This window comes from Micromonospora echinospora (genome assembly GCF_900091495.1).
In the GTDB taxonomy this organism is placed as follows: Bacteria; Actinomycetota; Actinomycetes; order Mycobacteriales; family Micromonosporaceae; genus Micromonospora; species Micromonospora echinospora.
This window is the reverse complement of sequence record NZ_LT607413.1, coordinates 4,310,056-4,327,374: the sequence shown is the minus strand read 5'-3', so window position 1 is coordinate 4,327,374 and position 17,319 is coordinate 4,310,056. Positions and strand designations below refer to the sequence as shown.

Below are 17,319 nucleotides of genomic sequence, written 5' to 3'. Positions count from 1 at the left end.
TCACGACAGGGCCTCCCCGGGGAAGCGGGCCTGCACCGCCTGGCCGTGCGCGGGCAGGTCCTCCACGGTCGCCAGGGTGACCACGTGCCCGGCCACCTCGCGCAGCGCCTCCTCGGTGTACTCCACCAGGTGGATGCCGCGCAGGAAGGACTGCACGGAGAGGCCGGAGGAGTGCCGGGCACAGCCGCCGGTGGGCAGCACGTGGTTGGAGCCGGCGCAGTAGTCGCCGAGCGACACCGGCGACCAGGCGCCGACGAAGACCGCCCCGGCGTTGCGCACCCGCAGCGCCCACTCGCGGGCGTCGGCGGTCTGGATCTCCAGGTGCTCGGCGGCGTACGCGTCGACCACCCGCAGTCCCGCCTCGAGGTCGTCGACGAGGACGATCCCGCTCTGCTCACCGGTCAGCGCGGTGGTGACCCGCTCGACGTGCTTGGTGGCCGCCACCTGGCGGGTCAGCTCCCGGTCCACCGCGTCGGCCAGCGCCGCCGACGGGGTGACCAGCACGCTCGCCGCCAGCGGGTCGTGCTCGGCCTGGCTGACCAGGTCGGCGGCGACGTGCGCCGGGTCGGCGGTGTCGTCGGCGAGGATGGCGATCTCGGTCGGGCCGGCCTCGGCGTCGATGCCGACCACCCCGCGCAGCAGCCGCTTCGCGGCGGTGACCCAGATGTTGCCCGGCCCGGTGATCATGTCGACCGGCGCGCAGCGGGTCGCCCCGTCGGCGTCGGTGGTCGAGCCGTACGCCAGCATCGCCACCGCCTGGGCGCCGCCGACGGCGTACACCTCGTCGACGCCGAGAAGCGCGCAGGCGGCCAGCACGCGCGCGTCGGGCAGGCCGCCGTTGTCCTGCTGCGGCGGGCTGGCCACGACCAGCGAGCGGACCCCGGCGGCCTGGGCCGGGACCACGTTCATCACCACGGTGGACGGGTACATCGCCAGGCCGCCGGGCACGTAGAGGCCGACCCGGTCGACCGGCACCCAACGTTCGGTGACCGTACCGCCGGACACCACCCGGGTGACGTGGTCGGTGCGGCGCTGGTCGTCGTGGACCCGGCGGGCCCGGGCGATCGACTCCAGCAGCGCGGCGCGCACGGCCGGGTCGAGCGTTCCCTCGGCGGCGGCGATGGCCTCGGCCGGCACCCGCAGCTGCTCCGGGGCCACCCCGTCGAAGCGTTCACTGGCCTCCCGGATCGCCGGGTAACCATGCTCCCGCACCGCCTCGACGAGCGGGCGGATCCGCTCGACCGCCACGGAGACGTCGAGTCGGGCACGGGGCAGCAGGCGGCGCGGGTCGGTGTCGCTTCCCCGCAGGTCGATCCGATTCAGCACACTGCGAGTCTAGGCGGCCGTGCGCGGGAGCCCGGTGAGGCGTCCGAACGCCGGGACGGTGAGGCGAGCCACGCCCCACCGGATCGGGCTACCCTCGACGGCGTGACCGCACGGCTGCCGGTGTTCCCACTCCAGACGGTGCTCTTCCCCGGGCTGGTGCTGCCGCTGCACATCTTCGAGGAACGGTACCGCGCGCTGATCCGTCACCTGGTCGCCCGTCCCGAGGGCACGCCCCGGGAGTTCGGGGTGGTGGCGATCGAGCGGGGCTCCGAGGTGGCCCCGCCCGCGCCGGCCGACGGGTCGCCGCCGGGCCTGGGCGGGCTGACGCTGCACGAGGTGGGCTGCACGGCGGAGCTGCGGCAGATCACCGAGCTGGCCGACGGCGGCTTCGATGTGGTGACCGTCGGCCGGCGGCGGTTCCGGCTGACCGGCATCGACGAGCACGCCGCGCCGTACCTCACCGGCGAGGTGGAGTGGCTGCCCGAACCGGAGGAGGCCGACGAGAGCACCGGGCTGCTCGCCGCCCGGGTGATCGCGGTCTTCCGGCAGTACCTGACGCTGATCCGGCCCGATCCGGAGGCGATCGCCGAGCAGTTGCCCGACGATCCCACGGTGCTCTCCCACCTGGTGGCGGCGACCGCCGCGCTGACCGTGGCCGACCGTCAGCGGCTGCTCGCCATCGACGACACCGCCGGCCGGCTCCGCGCCGAGCTGCGGCTGCTCAACCACGAGGCGGCTCTGCTGCGTCAGGTGCGGGCGGTTCCGGTGCCGCTGCGGGAACTGGCGTCCCCGCCGGCACCCAACTGACCTCCTCCGGCTCCGGACGCAGCGACGGCCACCGCGACCAGCCGGCCAGCAGGGTGTACGTCACGGCGGCGGCGAACGCCGGCAGCAGCAGGTTGCCGTGCGGCACCGGCAGCAGGCCGAGCACCAGGTCGAGGCCGCCCGCACGCAGGTCGGCCGGCTTGTCGAAGTGCTGCCCGACGGGTGCCTCGACCAGTAGCCGCTGGAACTCCGCCAGCCCGATCCGCCGGCCCGACTGCCACGCCACCACGGCCGCGCCCAGGCTGCCGAGGACGCCCGCGAGCAGCTCCAGCGGGCCCCGGTGCCGACGCAGCAGGAACCACAGGCCGAGCGCCACGAGCACCCCGAAGCCAAGGCCGAGGAGGCTGAACCAGCCGTCTGCCGCGATCGGCTGCTCCGGCTGGGCCTCGGCGTAGACCGCCCCGTCGGCGGTCTTGATCACCGGGGTGCCCGGGGCGAGACCGGCCCAGAGCAGCCCGAGGGGGACGCCCAGCAGGGTCAGCAGCCCGACCGCGCCGGCCGCCCGGATCAGCGCCCGCCGGACCGGTCCGTCGGCGTCGGTCGGCACTCCGGTGCCGTCCGGTCCCGCAGGAACGGTCGGTCCGCCGCCGTCGGGCTCTCCGTCGGGCCCGGTCGGGGTGTCGGCGTCCGCTGCCCCGTCGGGCCCGGTTGGGGCGTCGGCGCCCGCCGGTGGCACGGCGGTCGACGAGCCGTCGGTGCCGGCGGGCAGAGGGCGCGCCGCGTCGGCGGGGTCGACGGGACGGTCGGGATCGGGGACTGCCGGGCTCACCCGGTGATCCTCTCAGGCAGCCCGACGTGGTGGCACGCCGGTCGCCGACCACGACCTCACCGGGCGAAGGGCTCCAGCATCACCGCGGCGGCGCGCAGCCACGCCTCACGGGTCGCCGGCTGGAGCTGGTGGTACTCGATCGACGAGCCGGTCTCCAGGGCCGGGTCGTACGGCACCACCGCGACCGCCCGGGTCCGGGTGGCGAAGTGCCGCTGGAAGTCGTCCAGCAGCGGCGAGCGCTCCGGGTTCGGACAGGAGAGCAGGGTGACCGCGTTGTCGGCCAGCTCCCCCATGCCGACCTCGTGCAGCCAGTCGAGCATCCAGTCGGCGCTGAACGCCGCGTCCTCCCGGGGAACGGTGGTCAGCACGAGCTGGTCGGCGGCGTTCATCACCGCCCGCCAGTTCGGGCTCTCCACGTTGTTGCCGGTGTCCACACAGATCACGTCGTGAGTGCGCCGGAGCAGGTCGAGCACCCGCTGGACGGTGTACTTGTCGAGCTTCTGGGCGAAGCGGGGGCTCTCCTCCCCGGCCAGGACGTCGTACGAGCCGTCGGAGGCGTGCCGGAGGTAGTCGTCGAGCTGTTCCACCAGGTCGGGACCCTGGCTGATCTCGATCGAGGCCAGGTCGGCGATGAGGTGCCGGATCGTCCGCGCATGCCGGGCGCTGCCGGCGCGCAGCCCGAGGGTGCCGCGCAGCTCGTTGTCGTCCCAGGCGAGCACACCCCGCCCGCGCACGCTGCCCACGGTCGCGGCGGCCAGCACGGTGGCGGTGGTCTTGTGTACCCCGCCCTTGGGGTTGGCGAAGGCGAGCACGCGCGGGGTGCCGAAGTCGCGGCGCAGGACCGCCGCAGCCCGCTCCTGCTCGTTCTCGGCGGCCGGCGGACGCCACTCCAGCCGGGCCGGGTAACCCCGGTCGACGACTGCCGGGACCGCCGGGACCGCCGCCCGGGCCACCGGCGGCGGATACGCGGGCTCCGGGCGGTGGCCGCTCTCCACCGCCGGGTAGCGGCTCTCGGCGGGGTGGGGGTTGTGCCGGTACTGCTCCAGCAGCGCGTAGCGGGACTCCACCCGCGGGGCCGGCTCCGCGCGGTACCCCGGCTCGACCGGGTGCGCCGGCTCGGGCTGGTAGACCGGCTCCGGCTGGTAGACCGGCTCGGCGTAGGCCGCCTCCGCCCGGTAGCTCGGCTCGGCCGGGTAGGCCGGTTCCGCCGGGTAGGCCGGTTCCGCCAGATACGCGGGCTCGGCCGGATACGCGGGCTCGGCCGGATACGCCGGCTCCGCCGGGTAGGCCGGCTCGGGCCGCCGGTAGGCCGGTGGAACCTGGTAGCCGTCGTCGGACCGGTAGCCGTCGTCGGACCGGTAAGCGCTGTCGGACCGGTAACCGGAGCCCGCACGGTAGCCGGGTTCGGCGTCGGCGCGGTAGCCGGGTTCGGCGCGGTAGGTCGACTCGGCCGGGTAGGTCGCCCCGCCCTGGTACACCGGTTCCACGCGGTACCCGGGCTCGGACCGGTAGCCGGGATCCGCACGGTACGCCGACTCGGCCGGGTGACCGGGGTCAGCCGGATACCCCGGATCCGACCGGTACTCCCCGCCGTACACCGGCTCGACCGCCCGCGCCCGCCCCGCGTAACCGTTGCCGCCACCCCGCGGGGGCAGTGGGTCCGGTGCCGGCGGCAGGAACGGCTCGTCCATCTCCCGGTCGGCCTCGACCTGCTCCCCGCCGCCGCGGCCACCGAGCCGGGCCCGGTCGAGCAGCGTGCGCCAACGCGGTGCTGGTTCGGCCGACCGACCCCAACCGGTCTCGGTGCCGTCCAAGGCTCGCCCTCCCAGCGCCATCGATCTCCGCCTGACAGGCTACGAAGCCAACCCTATTCGGACCACACCGGTACGCGCACCTCCCCGCCACCGGTCTCACGGCGGCGGTTCGGAATCGTGCCCGTCGATCGGCCCGGACGTGCCGGCCCCGGACGGCCCCGGTCCTGCCGTGGTCGCCCCGCCCGAACCGGCCGGGCTGGTCGGCGCGGTCGGAGCCGGGGCGCTGGTCACGGTACCTCCCGGCGTCGCGGTGGGTACGGGGCGGTCGGTGGGCGGGGACGACGACGCGGTCGGCAGCCGCTCGTCTGCGGGCGGGCGGACCAGATCCTCCTGCTCGGGCAGGGGTGGGGTGAAGACCGTCCGGTCCAGACGCTCGATCTCCGGTGCCGGGTCCACCGCCCGGACGCCCGGACGGGCCGCCACCGTCCGCAGCCGGGCCGGTTCGGCCCGGACGACGGCCGCGTACACACAGGAGCAGCCGGCCCGGTACGCCGCCGCCTCGACCGCCGCCACCTCGGCGCCGCTGGCGTAGAACCCGCGCAGTTCCCGCTCCTGCGGGGTGTCGCCGGTCAGTTCCGCGCCACGGGCCCGGTAGTCGGCCGCCTCCCGGTCCTTGCGGTCGGCGAGCTCGACCATTCCGGCACGCACGTCCTCGGGCACGCGTAGCGCCGGAATACGCACGATCTGGGTCTGTCGGCCGGGCAGTGGCACCCGGCCGAAGACCGCCGAGACCGGGACGTCCCCGAGCACCGGGGCGAGCCGCTCCGGCGGCAGGTACTCCGCCAGGGACACCAGCGCCCAGGTCGACCCGGCGGACGCCGACGGCGCCGGGTCCGGCAGCGCGGCGAGTTCGTCACCGGCGGAGCGGAGGTAGCCGGGGATCGAGTCGCCCTCGCCCACCCCGACCCGGGTCACCTCCCCCACCGTCCGGTCGCCGACCGGTGGGCGGCCGGTGGCCCAGGCCGCGGTGAGCAGGACCGCGCCCACCGAGGCGAGCGCGACCCAGCCCAGCAGCCGGGGCCGGGGATCGTCCCGGCCGGTCAGGGCCCGGACCAGCGGCGGCAGGAACCGCTGGTCCAGTCGGCGCAACAGCTCACCGGCGCGCACGGGCGACCGCCCCTCGTCGGATGGGTGACCGGTGGACCGCCGCCGTGGCCGGCACGTCAGTCGCGCAGGCGTCCCAGCGCGCGGTCCAGGTCGTCAGGGTAGTCGCTGACGAAGCGGACCTCGTCCCCCGTTCGGGGGTGCAGGAAGCTCAACGCGCGGGCATGCAGCCACTGCCGGGACAGGCCGAGGCGGGCCGACAGGGTGGGGTCGGCGCCGTAGGTGAGGTCGCCCACGCAGGGGTGGCGCAGTGTCGAGAAGTGCACCCGGATCTGGTGGGTCCGACCGGTCTCCAGCCGGACGTCGACCAGGCTCGCCGCCGGGAACGCCTCGATGGTGTCGTAGTGGGTGATGCTCGGCTTGCCACCGGAGACCACCGCCCAGCGGTAGTCGTGGTGCGGGTGCCGGTCGATCGGGGCGTCGACGGTGCCGCTCAGCGGGTCGAGGTGGCCCTGCACCACCGCGTGGTACTGCTTGTCGACCTCGCGGTACTTGAAGGCCCGCTTCAGCGCGGTGTACGCCTGTTCGCTCTTGGCCACCACCATGATCCCGGTGGTGCCCACGTCCAGCCGGTGCACCACGCCCTGCCGCTCGGCCGCGCCGCTGGTGGAGATCCGGTGACCGATCCCGGCGAGCCCGCCGATCACGGTCGGACCGGTCCAGCCGGGGCTGGGGTGGGCGGCCACCCCCACCGGCTTGTCCACCACCACGATGTCGTCGTCGGCGTAGACCACGCGCAGCCCTGGCACCGCCTGCGGCACCACGGTCGGCGCGGCGGCCGGCGCGGGCAGGGTCACCTCCAGCCAGGAACCCGCCTTGACCTTGTGCGAGTTCGCCCGGACCACGCCGTCGACCAGCGCGTCGCCCGCGTCGACCAGGGCTGCGGCGGCGGTGCGGGAGAGCCCGAACAGCCGGGCCACGGCCTGGTCCAGCCGCATGCCGTCGAGGCCGTCGGGGACGGGCAGGGAACGGTGGTCGCCGCCTTCGTACGCAGTGGTCATGCCCGCTCCCCCAGCTCGACGTCGGTGCTCTCCCGGCGGCCCTCCGTGGGGGGCGTCTCCCCCCGCTGCGGAGCGTCGGTTGTCTCCTCCGGACTCCCGGCCGGTGCGGGGCCGCCCGCGCCGAGGCGGGTGCCGTCGCGTTGCCGGCCGGTGAGTTCGAGGAAGACGGCCAGCGCCACCCCGCAGACCAGCGCGCTGTCGGCGAGGTTGAACACCGGCCACACCCGGCCGTACGGGTCGAAGAGGCTCACCATGTCGACCACGTGCCCGACGAAGTGCCCCGGTGCCCGGAAGATCCGGTCGGCCAGGTTGCCGAACGCACCACCGAGCACCAGCCCGAGCGAGAGCCCCCAGGGCACCGACCGCAGGCGCAGCGCCATCCAGCCGATCCAGCCGACCACCGCGATGGTGATCAGCGAGAAGACCCAGGTGTGGTCGGCACCGAGGCTGAACGCGGCGCCGCTGTTGCGGGTCAGGGTGAGGTAGACCGTCCCGCCGAGCAGGCGGACCGGGTCACGGTCGTCCAGCGTGGCCAGCGCGAGGTGCTTGGTGGACAGGTCGGCCGCGAAGGCGAGCCCGGCGGTGCCGGCGAGCACCACGATCGCCCGGCGTCCGGGCCCGCCACCGCCCGGCTCGGCGGTTCCGGGCCCGTCCGGCCCTGCTGCCGTCATGTGCTCCCCATCGACGTTCCGCGGTGATCGCTCACCGACCTCGGCCCGGCCGCCGGGGAGCACGCGTCAGCGGCGCTCCTCCAGCTGCTTGCAGGTCACGCAGAGGGTGGCCGACGGGAAGGCGGCGAGCCGTTCCACCGGAATCGGGTTGCCGCACCGCTCGCACCAGCCGTAACCGCCCTCGTCGAGCCGCTCCAGTGCCCGCTCGACCTGCGTGATCCGCTCCAGGATGCTGTTGGCGAGAGAGATCTCCTGCTCCCGCTCGAAGGTCCGGGAGCCGGTGTCGGCCGGGTCGTCACCGGCCGAGTCGGTCAGCCGGTCGCGCTGGAGCTCGGTGATCTCGCTCAGGGTCTGATCGTACTCGGCGCGCAACTCGTCACGCCGTGCCGCCAGGGCAGCCCGGATCTTCTCGGTCTCGGCCGCGCTGCGGGGGGACTTCGCCGTCGACTTCCGGCCGGCGGTCCTGGTGTCTGGCTTCGCCATCGTCACTCCCTCGGCCGCGGCACCCGCGGCGTCCCCGGTGCCTGGACGGGGGTCGCCGACGGTGGCGTCCCCCATGAACAAAAGGGGCGCGCGACAGGGCCGTCGCGCACTCCAGAGATTCGCAAGAATACGGAACGTACAGGCGTCCGACAACGTGCCGCACCGATATCCCGTATTTCATCCCCGAACAATCCTCAATCGGAGCAAAAGGACGATAGCAGGTCAATCGCCGCTATCAGTCCCGGTTTCGCCGAACCAGCGGGCCAACCGTCCCCGACGACTCACCGCCCGCAGCCGGCGCTCCGCCTCGTCCCGCACCCCGTCCGTCGCCACAATCAACAGGCTGTCCCCGACCTTCAGCCGGGTGTCCGGGCCGGGCACGAACCCGGTGCCGTCCCGCAGCACCAGGGTCACCGACGCCCCGAGCGGCAGCCGCAACTCGTCGACGTGCACCCCGGCCAGCCGGGAGCCGGCCGGCACCTCCAACTGGAGCAGGTCCGCCCGCATCCGCTCCAGCGGGGCCGTCTCCACCCGGATCTCCGCCGGCTCGGCCGGCGCGGTCACCCGCAGCCGGCGCGCGACCGGGGCCAGCGTCCCGGCCTGTACCAGCGTGAAGATCACCACGAGCACGAAGACCGAGTCGAAGAGCCGGTCCGCACCGGGCACCCCCGCGGAGAGCGGAATGGTGGCGAGCACGATCGGCACCGCGCCACGCAGCCCGGCCCAGGAGAGGAAGGCCTGCTCCCGGATCCCGAACCGGAACGGCGCCGCCGCGGCGGCCACACTGAGCGGCCGGGCGAGGAAGAGCAGCGCCAGACCCGCCACCATGGCCGGCAGGATCGCCTCGTCCAACCGGGCCGGGGTCACCAGGAGCCCGAGCAGCACGAAGAGGCCGATCTGGGCCAGCCAGGCCAGCCCGTCGGCGAAGCCGAGGATCGCCTGCCGGTGCGGCAGCCGGGCGTTGCCGAGCAGCACACCGGCCACGTAGACGGCGAGGAAACCCGAGGCGTGCACCGACGCCCCGACCGCGTACGCCAGCACGGTGAACCCGACCACCGCGATCGGGTAGAGCCCCGCCGAGGGCAGCGCGGCCCGGCGCAACGCCAGCCGGCCGAGGTGTCCGGCCGCGAAGCCCACCGCCGCGCCGGCGGCCAGCTCGTAGCCGACCAGGAGCACCTCGTACCACCACGGGTGGGCCAGCGGGAAGCCCCGGGACAGCAGCACCACCAGCAGCACCACCGGGGCGTCGTTCATCCCCGACTCGGCCTCCAGGGTGGCCACCAGGCGGGGCGGCAGGCGCAGCCGGCGCAGGGTGGCGAAGACCGCCGCCGCGTCGGTCGAGGAGAGCACCGCGCCGTAGAGGAGCGCGAGCCGCCAGTCCAGGTCGAGCAGCAGGTGGAGGGCGATCCCCACCACCAGGATGCTCACCAGCACCCCCACCGTGGAGAGCGCGGTGGCCAGCCCGAGCACCGGACGCAGGGTGCTCCACCGGGCGGTGAGCCCACCCTCCGCGATGATCACGATGAGCGCGCAGAAGCCCAGCATCCGGGTCAGCTCGGCGTCGTCGAAGCGGATGCCCAGGCCGGACCGGCCGATCAGCACGCCGAGCGCCAGGTAGACCAGGAGGCTCGGCACACCCAGCCGGGTGGAGAACCGGACCGCCCCGATGGCCACCAGCAGGACCGCCGCGCCGAGCAGCAGCGCGACGTCCAGGTCGTGCGTCACGGACGGCCGCCCGGGACGACCGTCACCCGTCCGGTCCGTCGCGTAGCCGGGACAGCAACGCCGACACGGCCGGTTCGGGGTGCGCCACCAGGAAGAGTTTGTCGCGGCTCGCCGCGCCGGCACGCAGGGACACCGCCGCCGGTCGTACGCCGAGCGCCTGCGCCAGTGCCCGCCGGGCCGCCTCGGTCGCCCGGCCGTCCACCGCAGGAGCGTTCACCGCGACGACCAGGGCCGGCCCGTGTGGGCCGTCGTAGCGCCCGCCCACCCGCGCGCGGGACGCCCCGGGCTTGACCCGGACCGCGACGGTCAGCGTCTCCTCCCCGCCCACGGCGACCGGTCAGGACGGGCGGGGGTCGGCGAGCAGGACCGTGTCCGGTGCGCAGTCCGCGCAGGGGGTGAAACCCAGCTCGACGGCCTCGGATGCGGGCAGCGGCTCGGGCTCCCGACCGAGCAGGTGGAGACAGTCGGCGACGTGGTAGCGGGGCCGGCCGTCCACCACCAGGACCTCGGTGTCGAGCCGGGCCACCCGGGCCGCGTCGGCCGGAGAGACCTCCTGCACACCGGGCTCGTCGTCGGCCGGCCCGGGATCGTCGTCCCGGGTCCCGGCGGCCGGTGGACCGGGCGGGCCCTGCGGTTCCGGTTCGGCCACCGGCGACCCGGGCGGTTGCCGCCACCCGCTGTCACCGGTGCCGTCCGTCGTGGGGGCGAACTGGGCCGGTACGGCCTGCCCCGCGGTACGCCGGAAGCTGGTCGCTGTCGCCCCGGCCGCCGCCGGCTCACGCCGACGATCGGTCGAGACTGCCGGATCCGCCGTTGCCCGGGCGGTGGCCACCTGGCGGGCACCCACCACGAGAGCCACGGCGGCCAGCAGGCTGGCCCCGATGGAGGCGACCAGCAGGACGCTGGAGCCGCCGACGAGACCAGCCACCAGGAGCACGACGGCGACGAGGATGAGCACGAGACTGCCGACTATCACGGCTCACCCCCGTCGCGTCGTCCGATCCGGGTCAGCTGGTGACCGGGCTCAGTGGCCGGCTTCGAGGGCGTTGGAGCGGCCCCCGCTGTACGACCCGCCGAGGCCGGCGGCGGCCAGGCCACCGTTGCCGACGCTGCGGCCACCCTCGGTGCGGGTGATGTCCGCCTCCAGGTCCTGGCCCCGGGCGCCGAGGTCACGCAGCTGGCTCTCCAGGTAGGCCTTGAGCCGGGTGCGGTACTCGCGCTCGAACTGCTTGAGCTCCTCGATGTGCTTCTGCAGGGCGGTGCGCTTGGCGTCCAGCCCGCCCATCGCCTCCTGGTGCCGCTGGCGGGCGTCCCGCTCCAGCGCGTCCGCCTTGTTGCGGGCCTCGCGGGTGACCTCCTCGGCCTTCGTCCGGGCCTCGGAGAGAAGCTGGTCGGCCTCCCGGCGGGCGTCGGAGAGGTGGTCGTCGGCGGTGCGCTGGGCCATCATCAGCACCCGCAGCGCCTGCTGCTCGCCGTCACCGCCAGCAGCCGGGGCACCCTGGGAGCGGACCTGCTCCAGCTCGGCCTGCATGGCGCGGGCGGCCTGCTCGGCGGCGGCCTTGTCCCGCTGGATGCGGTCGAGCTGGGCCTTCACGTCGTTCAGCTCGGCGGCGAGCCGGGGGTCGGCACCGGGGCCGGCCGGGGCGGCACCACGACCACCGCGCTCCACCTGGGCGCGGAGCTCGTTGTTCTCCTCGATCAGACGGGCCAGCTCGCGCTCGACCTCGTCCAGGAAGGCGTCAACCTCCTCCTCGTCATACCCCCGCTTGCCGATCGGCGGCTTTTTGAAGGCGACGTTGTGAACGTCGGCCGGGGTCAGCGGCATCGAAACTCCTCGGGTCAGTTGCGGCCGCGTAGCGGGCTGGGTCACCGGGTGTTCACCCGAGGATCAGCCGCCTTAACACGAACTCCATCAGCACGAACAGGATAACCAGGAGCACAAGGGAAGCCAGGTCGATGCTCACGGTACCAATCCGCAGCGGAGGGATCACCCGCCTCAACGCCTTGAGGGGCGGATCAGTGACGCTCCACACGGATTCCAGTCCCGCCGACGCTCCCCGACCGGGCTGCCAGCGGCGACCGTACTGGAGGACGGCGCTGAGCACGAAGCGGGCCAGCAGGAGGAGCAGGAAGACGTACAGGATCAGGTACAGCACCTGGAGCACGATCGACAACACGGTAGGCGACGTCCCTCGGTCGGGGGGTGTTAACCCAGGCTGAAAAAGCCACCCTCAGCGATCTTGGCCTTGTCCTCCGCGGTGACCTGGACATTGGCCGGCGAGAGCAGGAACACCCGGTTGGTCACGCGCTCGATCGTACCCCGCAGCCCGAACGCCAATCCGGCGGCGAAGTCCACCAGACGGCGGGCATCCGCCTCGTCCATCTCGGTGAGGTTGATGATCACCGGGACGCCGTCGCGGAAGTGCTCGCCGATGGTCCGGGCCTCGCGGTAGGTCGTCGGGTGCAGCGTGGTGATCTGGTAACGCTGCTCCTCCTCGGCGACCACCGACCGCTCCCGGGGCTGGGCCTGCGGCGCCAGGGCCAGGTTGTCCCGGGTGTGGTACGCCACGCCGGAGGCCTCCCCGGTCCCGGGCCGGGTGATCGAGCGGACGCTGGCCCGCTCCGCGCGCTCCGTCCGATCGGTACGCTCCAGCCGGTCGGCGTCGGCCCGGTCACTGTCCGCACGCGCGGACGCCCGCTCGGTCAGCCGGGTCCGCTCGCCCGCACGCGGCCGGGGGGCCGGCGGGTCGTCGGTGTCGTCGTCATCATCGTCGGCGAACTCCTCGGCGTACCGGCTCTGCCGGTACCGCGACTCGCGGTAGCCGCCCTTCTCGTAGCCACCGTCGTCGTAGCCCCGCTCGTCGTCCTCCTCGACGAGACCGAGCCAGACCCCCGCCTTGCGCAGTGCACCCATCGCCGCGCCCTTCCGTCCGCCGTGCGGCACGCGCCCCCGTGCCCGTGTCGCGTGTCGCGTGTGGGACTCCCCTTGCCCACCGGACCGGGCCGGCAACCGCAGCGGACGATTCGCGGTCGTCCGCCTGACCCCCGACATGGGACGCCGGCCCAAACAACACTGATGTAATTTGCCTTCCCGCGAAGGCTACCGCAGCGTGGGACGCATTCCGAGCAACGCGCTGCCGACGCGGACATGTGTCGCGCCGTATCCGATCGCGACCTCCAGGTCGCCGCTCATGCCGGCGGAGAGCGCGGTGGCTTCCGGGTGGACGGCCCGGAACCCCTCGGCCACCTCGGCGAGCCGGGCGAACGCCCGCTCCGGCTCCCAGCCCAGCGGCGCCACCGCCATCAGCCCGGCCAGCCGCAGCGGCGCGGCCCCGGCCACCGCCCCGGCCACCCGGAGCAGGCCCCGGTCCGGGTCGGCGGAGTCCGGCAGGGCCCCACCCCGGGCCGGGTCACCGTCGATGCTGACCTGCACCAACGCCTCCAACGGCCGGTCCCGTTCCGAGCCGGCGGCGGTGCCGAGCGCGTCGGCCAGCCGGACGCTGTCCACCGAGTGGACCACGTCGGCGTAGCGGACCACCGACCGGCACTTGTTGCGCTGGAGCTGCCCGATGAAGTGCCACCGGGGGTGCGCCCCGGCCGCCGCCACCTCGGCGGCCTTGGCGGACGCCTCCTGGTCGCGGTTCTCCCCCACGTCCACGACACCGAGCCCGGCCAGCGCGATCACGTCACCGGCCGGGTAGGTCTTGGTCACCGCGATCATCGTCACCTCGGCACGGTCCCGCCCGACGGCGGCGCAGGCCTCGGCGATCCTCGCCCGTACCCGGGCAAGCCCGGCGGCGAGGTCGGCACGGCGGTCGGGGCGTACCTGGGTGGTCCGGTCGGTCATGGGCGCGTCTCAGGACCCGTTCTTGAGGAAGTCGGGCACGTCGACGTCGTCGAAGAGCACCCGACGGGGCGACTGGCTGGGCGGGGGCATCGTGGCCTGCTGCGGGGTCGGCGCGGGCGGGGTGGTCGGCTGGTTCTGGTTGGTCTTGCGTCCCGAGTCGACCGCCTTGTACGCCGGCGCGCCGCCGTCGAAGCCGGCGGCGATCACGGTCACCCGCACCTCGTCGCCGAGCGCGTCGTCGATGACCGCGCCGAAGATGATGTTCGCGTCCGGGTGGGCCGCGTCGGTGACCAACTGGGCCGCGTCGTTGATCTCGAACAGGCCCAGGTCGGAGCCGCCGGCGATGGAGAGCAGCACGCCGCGTGCGCCGTCCATGCTCTGCTCCAGCAGCGGGCTGGAGATGGCCGCCTCGGCCGCCTCGACGGCGCGGTTCTCGCCCCGGGCGCTGCCGATGCCCATCAGCGCGCTGCCCGCGCCGCTCATCACGCTCTTGACGTCGGCGAAGTCCAGGTTGATCAGACCGGGCGTGGTGATCAGGTCGGTGATGCCCTGGACACCGGAGAGGAGCACCTGGTCCGCCTGGCGGAAGGCGTCCATCATGCTGATGCCCCGGTCACCGAGGGCCAGCAGCCGGTCGTTCGGGATGACGATCAGCGTGTCGCACTGGTTGCGGAGTTCCTCTATGCCGGCCTCGGCCTGCACCTGCCGCCGCTTGCCCTCGAAGGAGAACGGCCGGGTGACCACACCGATGGTCAGCGCCCCCAGCTTGCGGGCGATGTTCGCCACCACGGGCGCCCCGCCGGTGCCGGTGCCGCCGCCCTCGCCGCAGGTCACGAAGACCATGTCGGCGCCCTTGAGCACCTCCTCGATCTCGTCGCGGTGGTCCTCGGCGGCGTTCTTGCCCACGTCGGGGTTGGCGCCCGCGCCGAGCCCCCGGGTCAGTTCCCGGCCGACGTCGAGCTTGACGTCGGCGTCACTCATCAGCAGCGCCTGCGCATCGGTGTTGATCGCGATGAACTCGACGCCCTTGAGCCCAACCTCGATCATCCGGTTGACGGCGTTGACCCCGCCGCCCCCGATGCCGACGACCTTGATGACCGCCAGGTAGTTGTGCGGAGGTGTCATCTCCGGTCCTTTCCCTTCGAGATTGGCCACGCCGACCGACGGCTCGCCCCGGATCGCCGTCGACGTCAACTATCACCCGTGAAGACGAAGGGCTAACCTTCACCCTCTACTAGAGGCTTACAGTTATGTCAACTATTGATCCTCTTCCGGGCAACGTAAGCGTCCCTGCCCGATGAGCCAAGGACCTGACCGGCGTGTCGTCGCGGAGAGCGGGCAGGCTCACCCTCCCCGGCCACCCGGATCAGCGGAAAGTCACCACGTCGGGGGCACTGACGTCGATGGTGTCGGCATCCCGACCGAGCAGGGTGGTCGCCACCCGGGCCTTGTCCTCGCCCCGCGTCGCGTCGCCCCAGACGATCGTGCGCCCCTCGGAGAGTCGGACCGTGATCCGGGCCAGTCCCTCCACCGTGACGTCCACCAGCGCCTCGCGTAACGGCGGGGTGAGCACGGCGAGCACCTCCAGCGCCGCCCGGGTCTCCGGGTCGTCCGGACCGGGGCGGGCCACCCGGGCCAGCGGCAGGCCCTCCGGGCGCACCGGTTCCGTCCGGAACGCCACCCCGAACCGGTCCACCACGACGAACCGCTCGCCCTGCGGGACCACCGCCACCGGCGTCCGCTCCACCACCCGCACCACCAGCGCACCCGGCCAGTCCCGGGTCACCGTGGCCCGCTCGACCGGCGGCAGCTCACCGATCCGGCCCGCCGTGGCCGCCAGGTCGACCCGGGCCAGCGGGACACCGTCCGGCACCGCCGCCGCCTGCCGGACCTGCACCGGAGTGACCAGTTCGGTCCCGACCACCCGCACCTCGCGCACTCCGAACAGGCCGGTGCCGAGCAGCACCCAGGTGACCATCAGGGCGAGCACCAGCACCCCGCCCGCCACCGCCCACGGCAGTGCGGCACGCAGCCGGCGCTGCCGGGCCCGTTGCATGAACCGGCGGGTCGACGGTGGCACCGCGTCGGTGCCGGCCCGGACCAACTGCCACCGGCGGACCGGGCCGCGCCGTCCCCCGGGCTCCGCGCCGGCCGTCCGTCCCCGCGCCGGGCCGGGACTCATCCGGCCGTGGGCGACGCGCCGTCCGTACCGGCGGCCGGGGCGTCCCGGGCGACGTCGGTCACCGGGGCGGTGGTGGTGCCGACCGGGGCCTCGGCGGCCACCGGGCCGGCCGCGCCGGGGTGGCCGGTCCGGGCCAGCAGCGCGTCGAGGAGCTGGTCGCCCATCAGGGAGATCGGCGGCGCGCCCATGGTGACCACCACGTCACCGGGTCGGGCCCGCCGGGCCACCTCCACCGGCGCCGCCTCCCAGGAGTCGACGAAGACCTTCCGCTCGGCGGGCAGGTCGATCGCCTCGACCAGGGCGGCCGACCCCTCCCCCGGCTGGCGCAGCTCACCCGGGCCGAAGACCTCCAGCAGCACCACCTCGTCGGCGACGGCCAGCCCCTCGGCGATCTCCGCCTGGAGGTCGCGGGTGCGGTAGAGCCGGTACGGCTGGAACACCACGAGCAGCCGGCCCTCCCCGGCCACCTCACGCAGCGTCCGCAGTGCCAGGGTGATCGAGGTCGGGTGGTAGGCGTACTCGTCGTAGACCAGGACGCCGTCGGCGACGCCCTTGCGCTCGAACCGCCGCCGCACACCGGGGAAGGCCGCGAGCGCGTCCGTGGCGGCGGCCAGCGGCAGGTCCAGCAGGTACGCGGTGAGCACCGCGGCAGCGCTGTTGAGTCCCATGTGGCGGCCGGGCACCGGCAGGCGGATCTCGCCGAGCGCGCGTCCGTCCACCTCGGCCAGGTAGCGGACGCCCCGGGCCGACGACGACATGTCGGTCATCCGCAGGTCGGCGTCGGGCGACTCGCCGTAGGTGTACACCCGGCGGCCCTCGGCCCGCAGCATCGCGGCCAGGTCCCGGGTGGCCGGGTCGTCGGCGCAGGTGACGATGAAGCCCTCCGGGTCGGTGAGCCGGGCGAACTCGGCGAAGGCCGCCTTCAGGGTGGCGAAGTCGCCGTAGGTGTTGAGGTGGTCGGGCTCGATGTTGGTGATCACCGAGACGAACGGCCGGTAGATCAGGAACGACCGGTCGCTCTCGTCGGCCTCCACCACGAAGTACTGCCCGGTGCCGTGGTGCGCGCCCGAGCCCACCTCGGAGATCTCCCCGCCGATGACGAACGACGGGTCCTCCCCGGCCTGCTGGAGCACCATGGTCACCATCGAGGTGGTGGTGGTCTTGCCGTGGGTGCCGGCGACGGCCACCGCCCGCCGGCCGGTCATCGCCGCCGCGAGGGCCTCGGAGCGGTGCAGCACCCGCAGGCCGCGCCGGCGGGCCTCCACCATCTCCAGGTGGTCCGCCGGGATGGCCGACGAGTAGACCACGGTGTCCACACCGTCGAGGTTGGCCGGCTCGTGGGTCATGTGGATGGTGCCGCCCAGCGCGCGCAGGCCGGCCAGCGAGGGCCACTCCCGCAGTTCGCTGCCGGTGGTGCGGATGCCCCGGGTGAGGAAGAGCCGGGCCAGGCCGCTCATGCCGACCCCGCCCACCCCGATCAGGTGGATGGTGCCCAGGTCCTCGGCGGTCAGTGTGCCGGCCGGGGAGAACTGCGCGGTGTTCATGGGAGGTACCTTCCCGTCGCGGTGGCCC

18 protein-coding genes are annotated in these 17,319 nt (G+C 74.1%); 1 reads left to right on the top strand and 17 read right to left on the bottom strand.

The features are described from left to right. The gene (gene hisD / locus GA0070618_RS19520) at window positions 1–1,326 is read right to left on the bottom strand and encodes a histidinol dehydrogenase (RefSeq protein ID WP_088982916.1); all 1,326 of its coding nucleotides are present in this window, start codon (window positions 1,324–1,326) and stop codon (window positions 1–3) included. A 102-nt stretch (window positions 1,327–1,428) separates the two neighbouring features. On the opposite strand from hisD, the gene GA0070618_RS19515 reads away from it, so the two are divergent. Beyond that, entirely contained in the window at window positions 1,429–2,133 is a 705-nt protein-coding gene (locus tag GA0070618_RS19515; protein ID WP_088982915.1) for an LON peptidase substrate-binding domain-containing protein, read from the top strand. Here the strand turns inward: GA0070618_RS19515 and GA0070618_RS19510 are convergent. From GA0070618_RS19510 to murC, 16 genes are all read right to left on the bottom strand, one after another. Then, a complete protein-coding gene (locus GA0070618_RS19510) occupies window positions 2,048–2,920 on the bottom strand; it encodes a hypothetical protein (protein WP_088982914.1) in 873 nt (290 codons plus the stop codon). The two genes, GA0070618_RS19515 and GA0070618_RS19510, sit on opposite strands and share 86 nt — an antisense overlap. 56 nt (window positions 2,921–2,976) lie before the next feature. Next, window positions 2,977–4,734: a MinD/ParA family ATP-binding protein gene (locus GA0070618_RS19505; protein ID WP_088982913.1), complete on the bottom strand. Its 1,758-nt coding sequence runs from the start codon at window positions 4,732–4,734 to the stop codon at window positions 2,977–2,979. A 96-nt stretch (window positions 4,735–4,830) separates the two neighbouring features. Continuing rightward, complete coding sequence (locus GA0070618_RS19500; RefSeq protein ID WP_088982912.1) at window positions 4,831–5,841, bottom strand: hypothetical protein; 1,011 nt, start codon at window positions 5,839–5,841, stop codon at window positions 4,831–4,833. A 56-nt stretch (window positions 5,842–5,897) separates the two neighbouring features. Further along, window positions 5,898–6,839 carry an RluA family pseudouridine synthase gene (locus GA0070618_RS19495; RefSeq protein WP_088982911.1) on the bottom strand — a complete coding sequence of 314 codons (942 nt, stop codon included), beginning with the start codon at window positions 6,837–6,839 and terminating at the stop codon, window positions 5,898–5,900. Next, a complete protein-coding gene (lspA, locus tag GA0070618_RS19490) occupies window positions 6,836–7,510 on the bottom strand; it encodes a signal peptidase II (protein ID WP_088982910.1) in 675 nt (224 codons plus the stop codon). The genes GA0070618_RS19495 and lspA overlap by 4 nt, the downstream gene beginning before the upstream one ends. A 66-nt stretch (window positions 7,511–7,576) precedes the next feature. Continuing rightward, the gene (locus tag GA0070618_RS19485) at window positions 7,577–7,993 is read right to left on the bottom strand and encodes a TraR/DksA family transcriptional regulator (RefSeq protein WP_088985674.1); all 417 of its coding nucleotides are present in this window, start codon (window positions 7,991–7,993) and stop codon (window positions 7,577–7,579) included. Between the two features lie 222 nt (window positions 7,994–8,215). Then, window positions 8,216–9,718: a potassium/proton antiporter gene (locus tag GA0070618_RS19480; protein ID WP_088982909.1), complete on the bottom strand. Its 1,503-nt coding sequence runs from the start codon at window positions 9,716–9,718 to the stop codon at window positions 8,216–8,218. Window positions 9,719–9,740: 22 nt separating this feature from the next. Beyond that, entirely contained in the window at window positions 9,741–10,046 is a 306-nt protein-coding gene (locus tag GA0070618_RS19475; protein ID WP_088982908.1) for a DUF167 domain-containing protein, read from the bottom strand. 9 nt (window positions 10,047–10,055) lie between these two features. Further along, window positions 10,056–10,694 carry a hypothetical protein gene (locus tag GA0070618_RS19470; protein ID WP_088982907.1) on the bottom strand — a complete coding sequence of 213 codons (639 nt, stop codon included), beginning with the start codon at window positions 10,692–10,694 and terminating at the stop codon, window positions 10,056–10,058. 48 nt (window positions 10,695–10,742) lie between these two features. After that, the gene (locus GA0070618_RS19465; protein ID WP_088982906.1) at window positions 10,743–11,543 is read right to left on the bottom strand and encodes a DivIVA domain-containing protein; all 801 of its coding nucleotides are present in this window, start codon (window positions 11,541–11,543) and stop codon (window positions 10,743–10,745) included. Window positions 11,544–11,595: 52 nt separating this feature from the next. Further along, window positions 11,596–11,895: a YggT family protein gene (locus GA0070618_RS19460; RefSeq protein WP_088982905.1), complete on the bottom strand. Its 300-nt coding sequence runs from the start codon at window positions 11,893–11,895 to the stop codon at window positions 11,596–11,598. 29 nt (window positions 11,896–11,924) lie between these two features. Next, the gene (locus tag GA0070618_RS19455; RefSeq protein ID WP_088982904.1) at window positions 11,925–12,632 is read right to left on the bottom strand and encodes a cell division protein SepF; all 708 of its coding nucleotides are present in this window, start codon (window positions 12,630–12,632) and stop codon (window positions 11,925–11,927) included. Between the two features lie 186 nt (window positions 12,633–12,818). After that, on the bottom strand, window positions 12,819–13,565 hold the full coding sequence (locus GA0070618_RS19450; protein ID WP_088982903.1) for a YggS family pyridoxal phosphate-dependent enzyme: 747 nt from the start codon (window positions 13,563–13,565) through the stop codon (window positions 12,819–12,821). Window positions 13,566–13,574: 9 nt separating this feature from the next. Next, complete coding sequence (gene ftsZ / locus GA0070618_RS19445) at window positions 13,575–14,690, bottom strand: cell division protein FtsZ (RefSeq protein ID WP_088982902.1); 1,116 nt, start codon at window positions 14,688–14,690, stop codon at window positions 13,575–13,577. Window positions 14,691–14,931: 241 nt separating this feature from the next. After that, complete coding sequence (locus tag GA0070618_RS19440; protein WP_088982901.1) at window positions 14,932–15,747, bottom strand: cell division protein FtsQ/DivIB; 816 nt, start codon at window positions 15,745–15,747, stop codon at window positions 14,932–14,934. After that, the gene (gene murC, locus GA0070618_RS19435; protein ID WP_088982900.1) at window positions 15,744–17,291 is read right to left on the bottom strand and encodes a UDP-N-acetylmuramate--L-alanine ligase; all 1,548 of its coding nucleotides are present in this window, start codon (window positions 17,289–17,291) and stop codon (window positions 15,744–15,746) included. The genes GA0070618_RS19440 and murC overlap by 4 nt, the downstream gene beginning before the upstream one ends. Between the last annotated feature and the right edge of the window lie 28 nt (window positions 17,292–17,319).

Excerpts from the sequence above, each read along its gene's own strand:
- GA0070618_RS19450 (WP_088982903.1), bottom strand. The coding sequence starts at position 13,565 with ATGACCGACCGGACCACCCAGGTACGCCCCGACCGCCGTGCCGACCTC.
- ftsZ (WP_088982902.1), bottom strand. The coding sequence starts at position 14,690 with ATGACACCTCCGCACAACTACCTGGCGGTCATCAAGGTCGTCGGCATC.
- GA0070618_RS19465 (WP_088982906.1), bottom strand. The coding sequence starts at position 11,543 with ATGCCGCTGACCCCGGCCGACGTTCACAACGTCGCCTTCAAAAAGCCG.
- murC (WP_088982900.1), bottom strand. The coding sequence starts at position 17,291 with ATGAACACCGCGCAGTTCTCCCCGGCCGGCACACTGACCGCCGAGGAC.
- GA0070618_RS19440 (WP_088982901.1), bottom strand. The coding sequence starts at position 15,747 with ATGAGTCCCGGCCCGGCGCGGGGACGGACGGCCGGCGCGGAGCCCGGG.
- lspA (WP_088982910.1), bottom strand. The coding sequence starts at position 7,510 with ATGACGGCAGCAGGGCCGGACGGGCCCGGAACCGCCGAGCCGGGCGGT.
- GA0070618_RS19455 (WP_088982904.1), bottom strand. The coding sequence starts at position 12,632 with ATGGGTGCACTGCGCAAGGCGGGGGTCTGGCTCGGTCTCGTCGAGGAG.
- GA0070618_RS19495 (WP_088982911.1), bottom strand. The coding sequence starts at position 6,839 with ATGACCACTGCGTACGAAGGCGGCGACCACCGTTCCCTGCCCGTCCCC.
- GA0070618_RS19485 (WP_088985674.1), bottom strand. The coding sequence starts at position 7,993 with ATGGCGAAGCCAGACACCAGGACCGCCGGCCGGAAGTCGACGGCGAAG.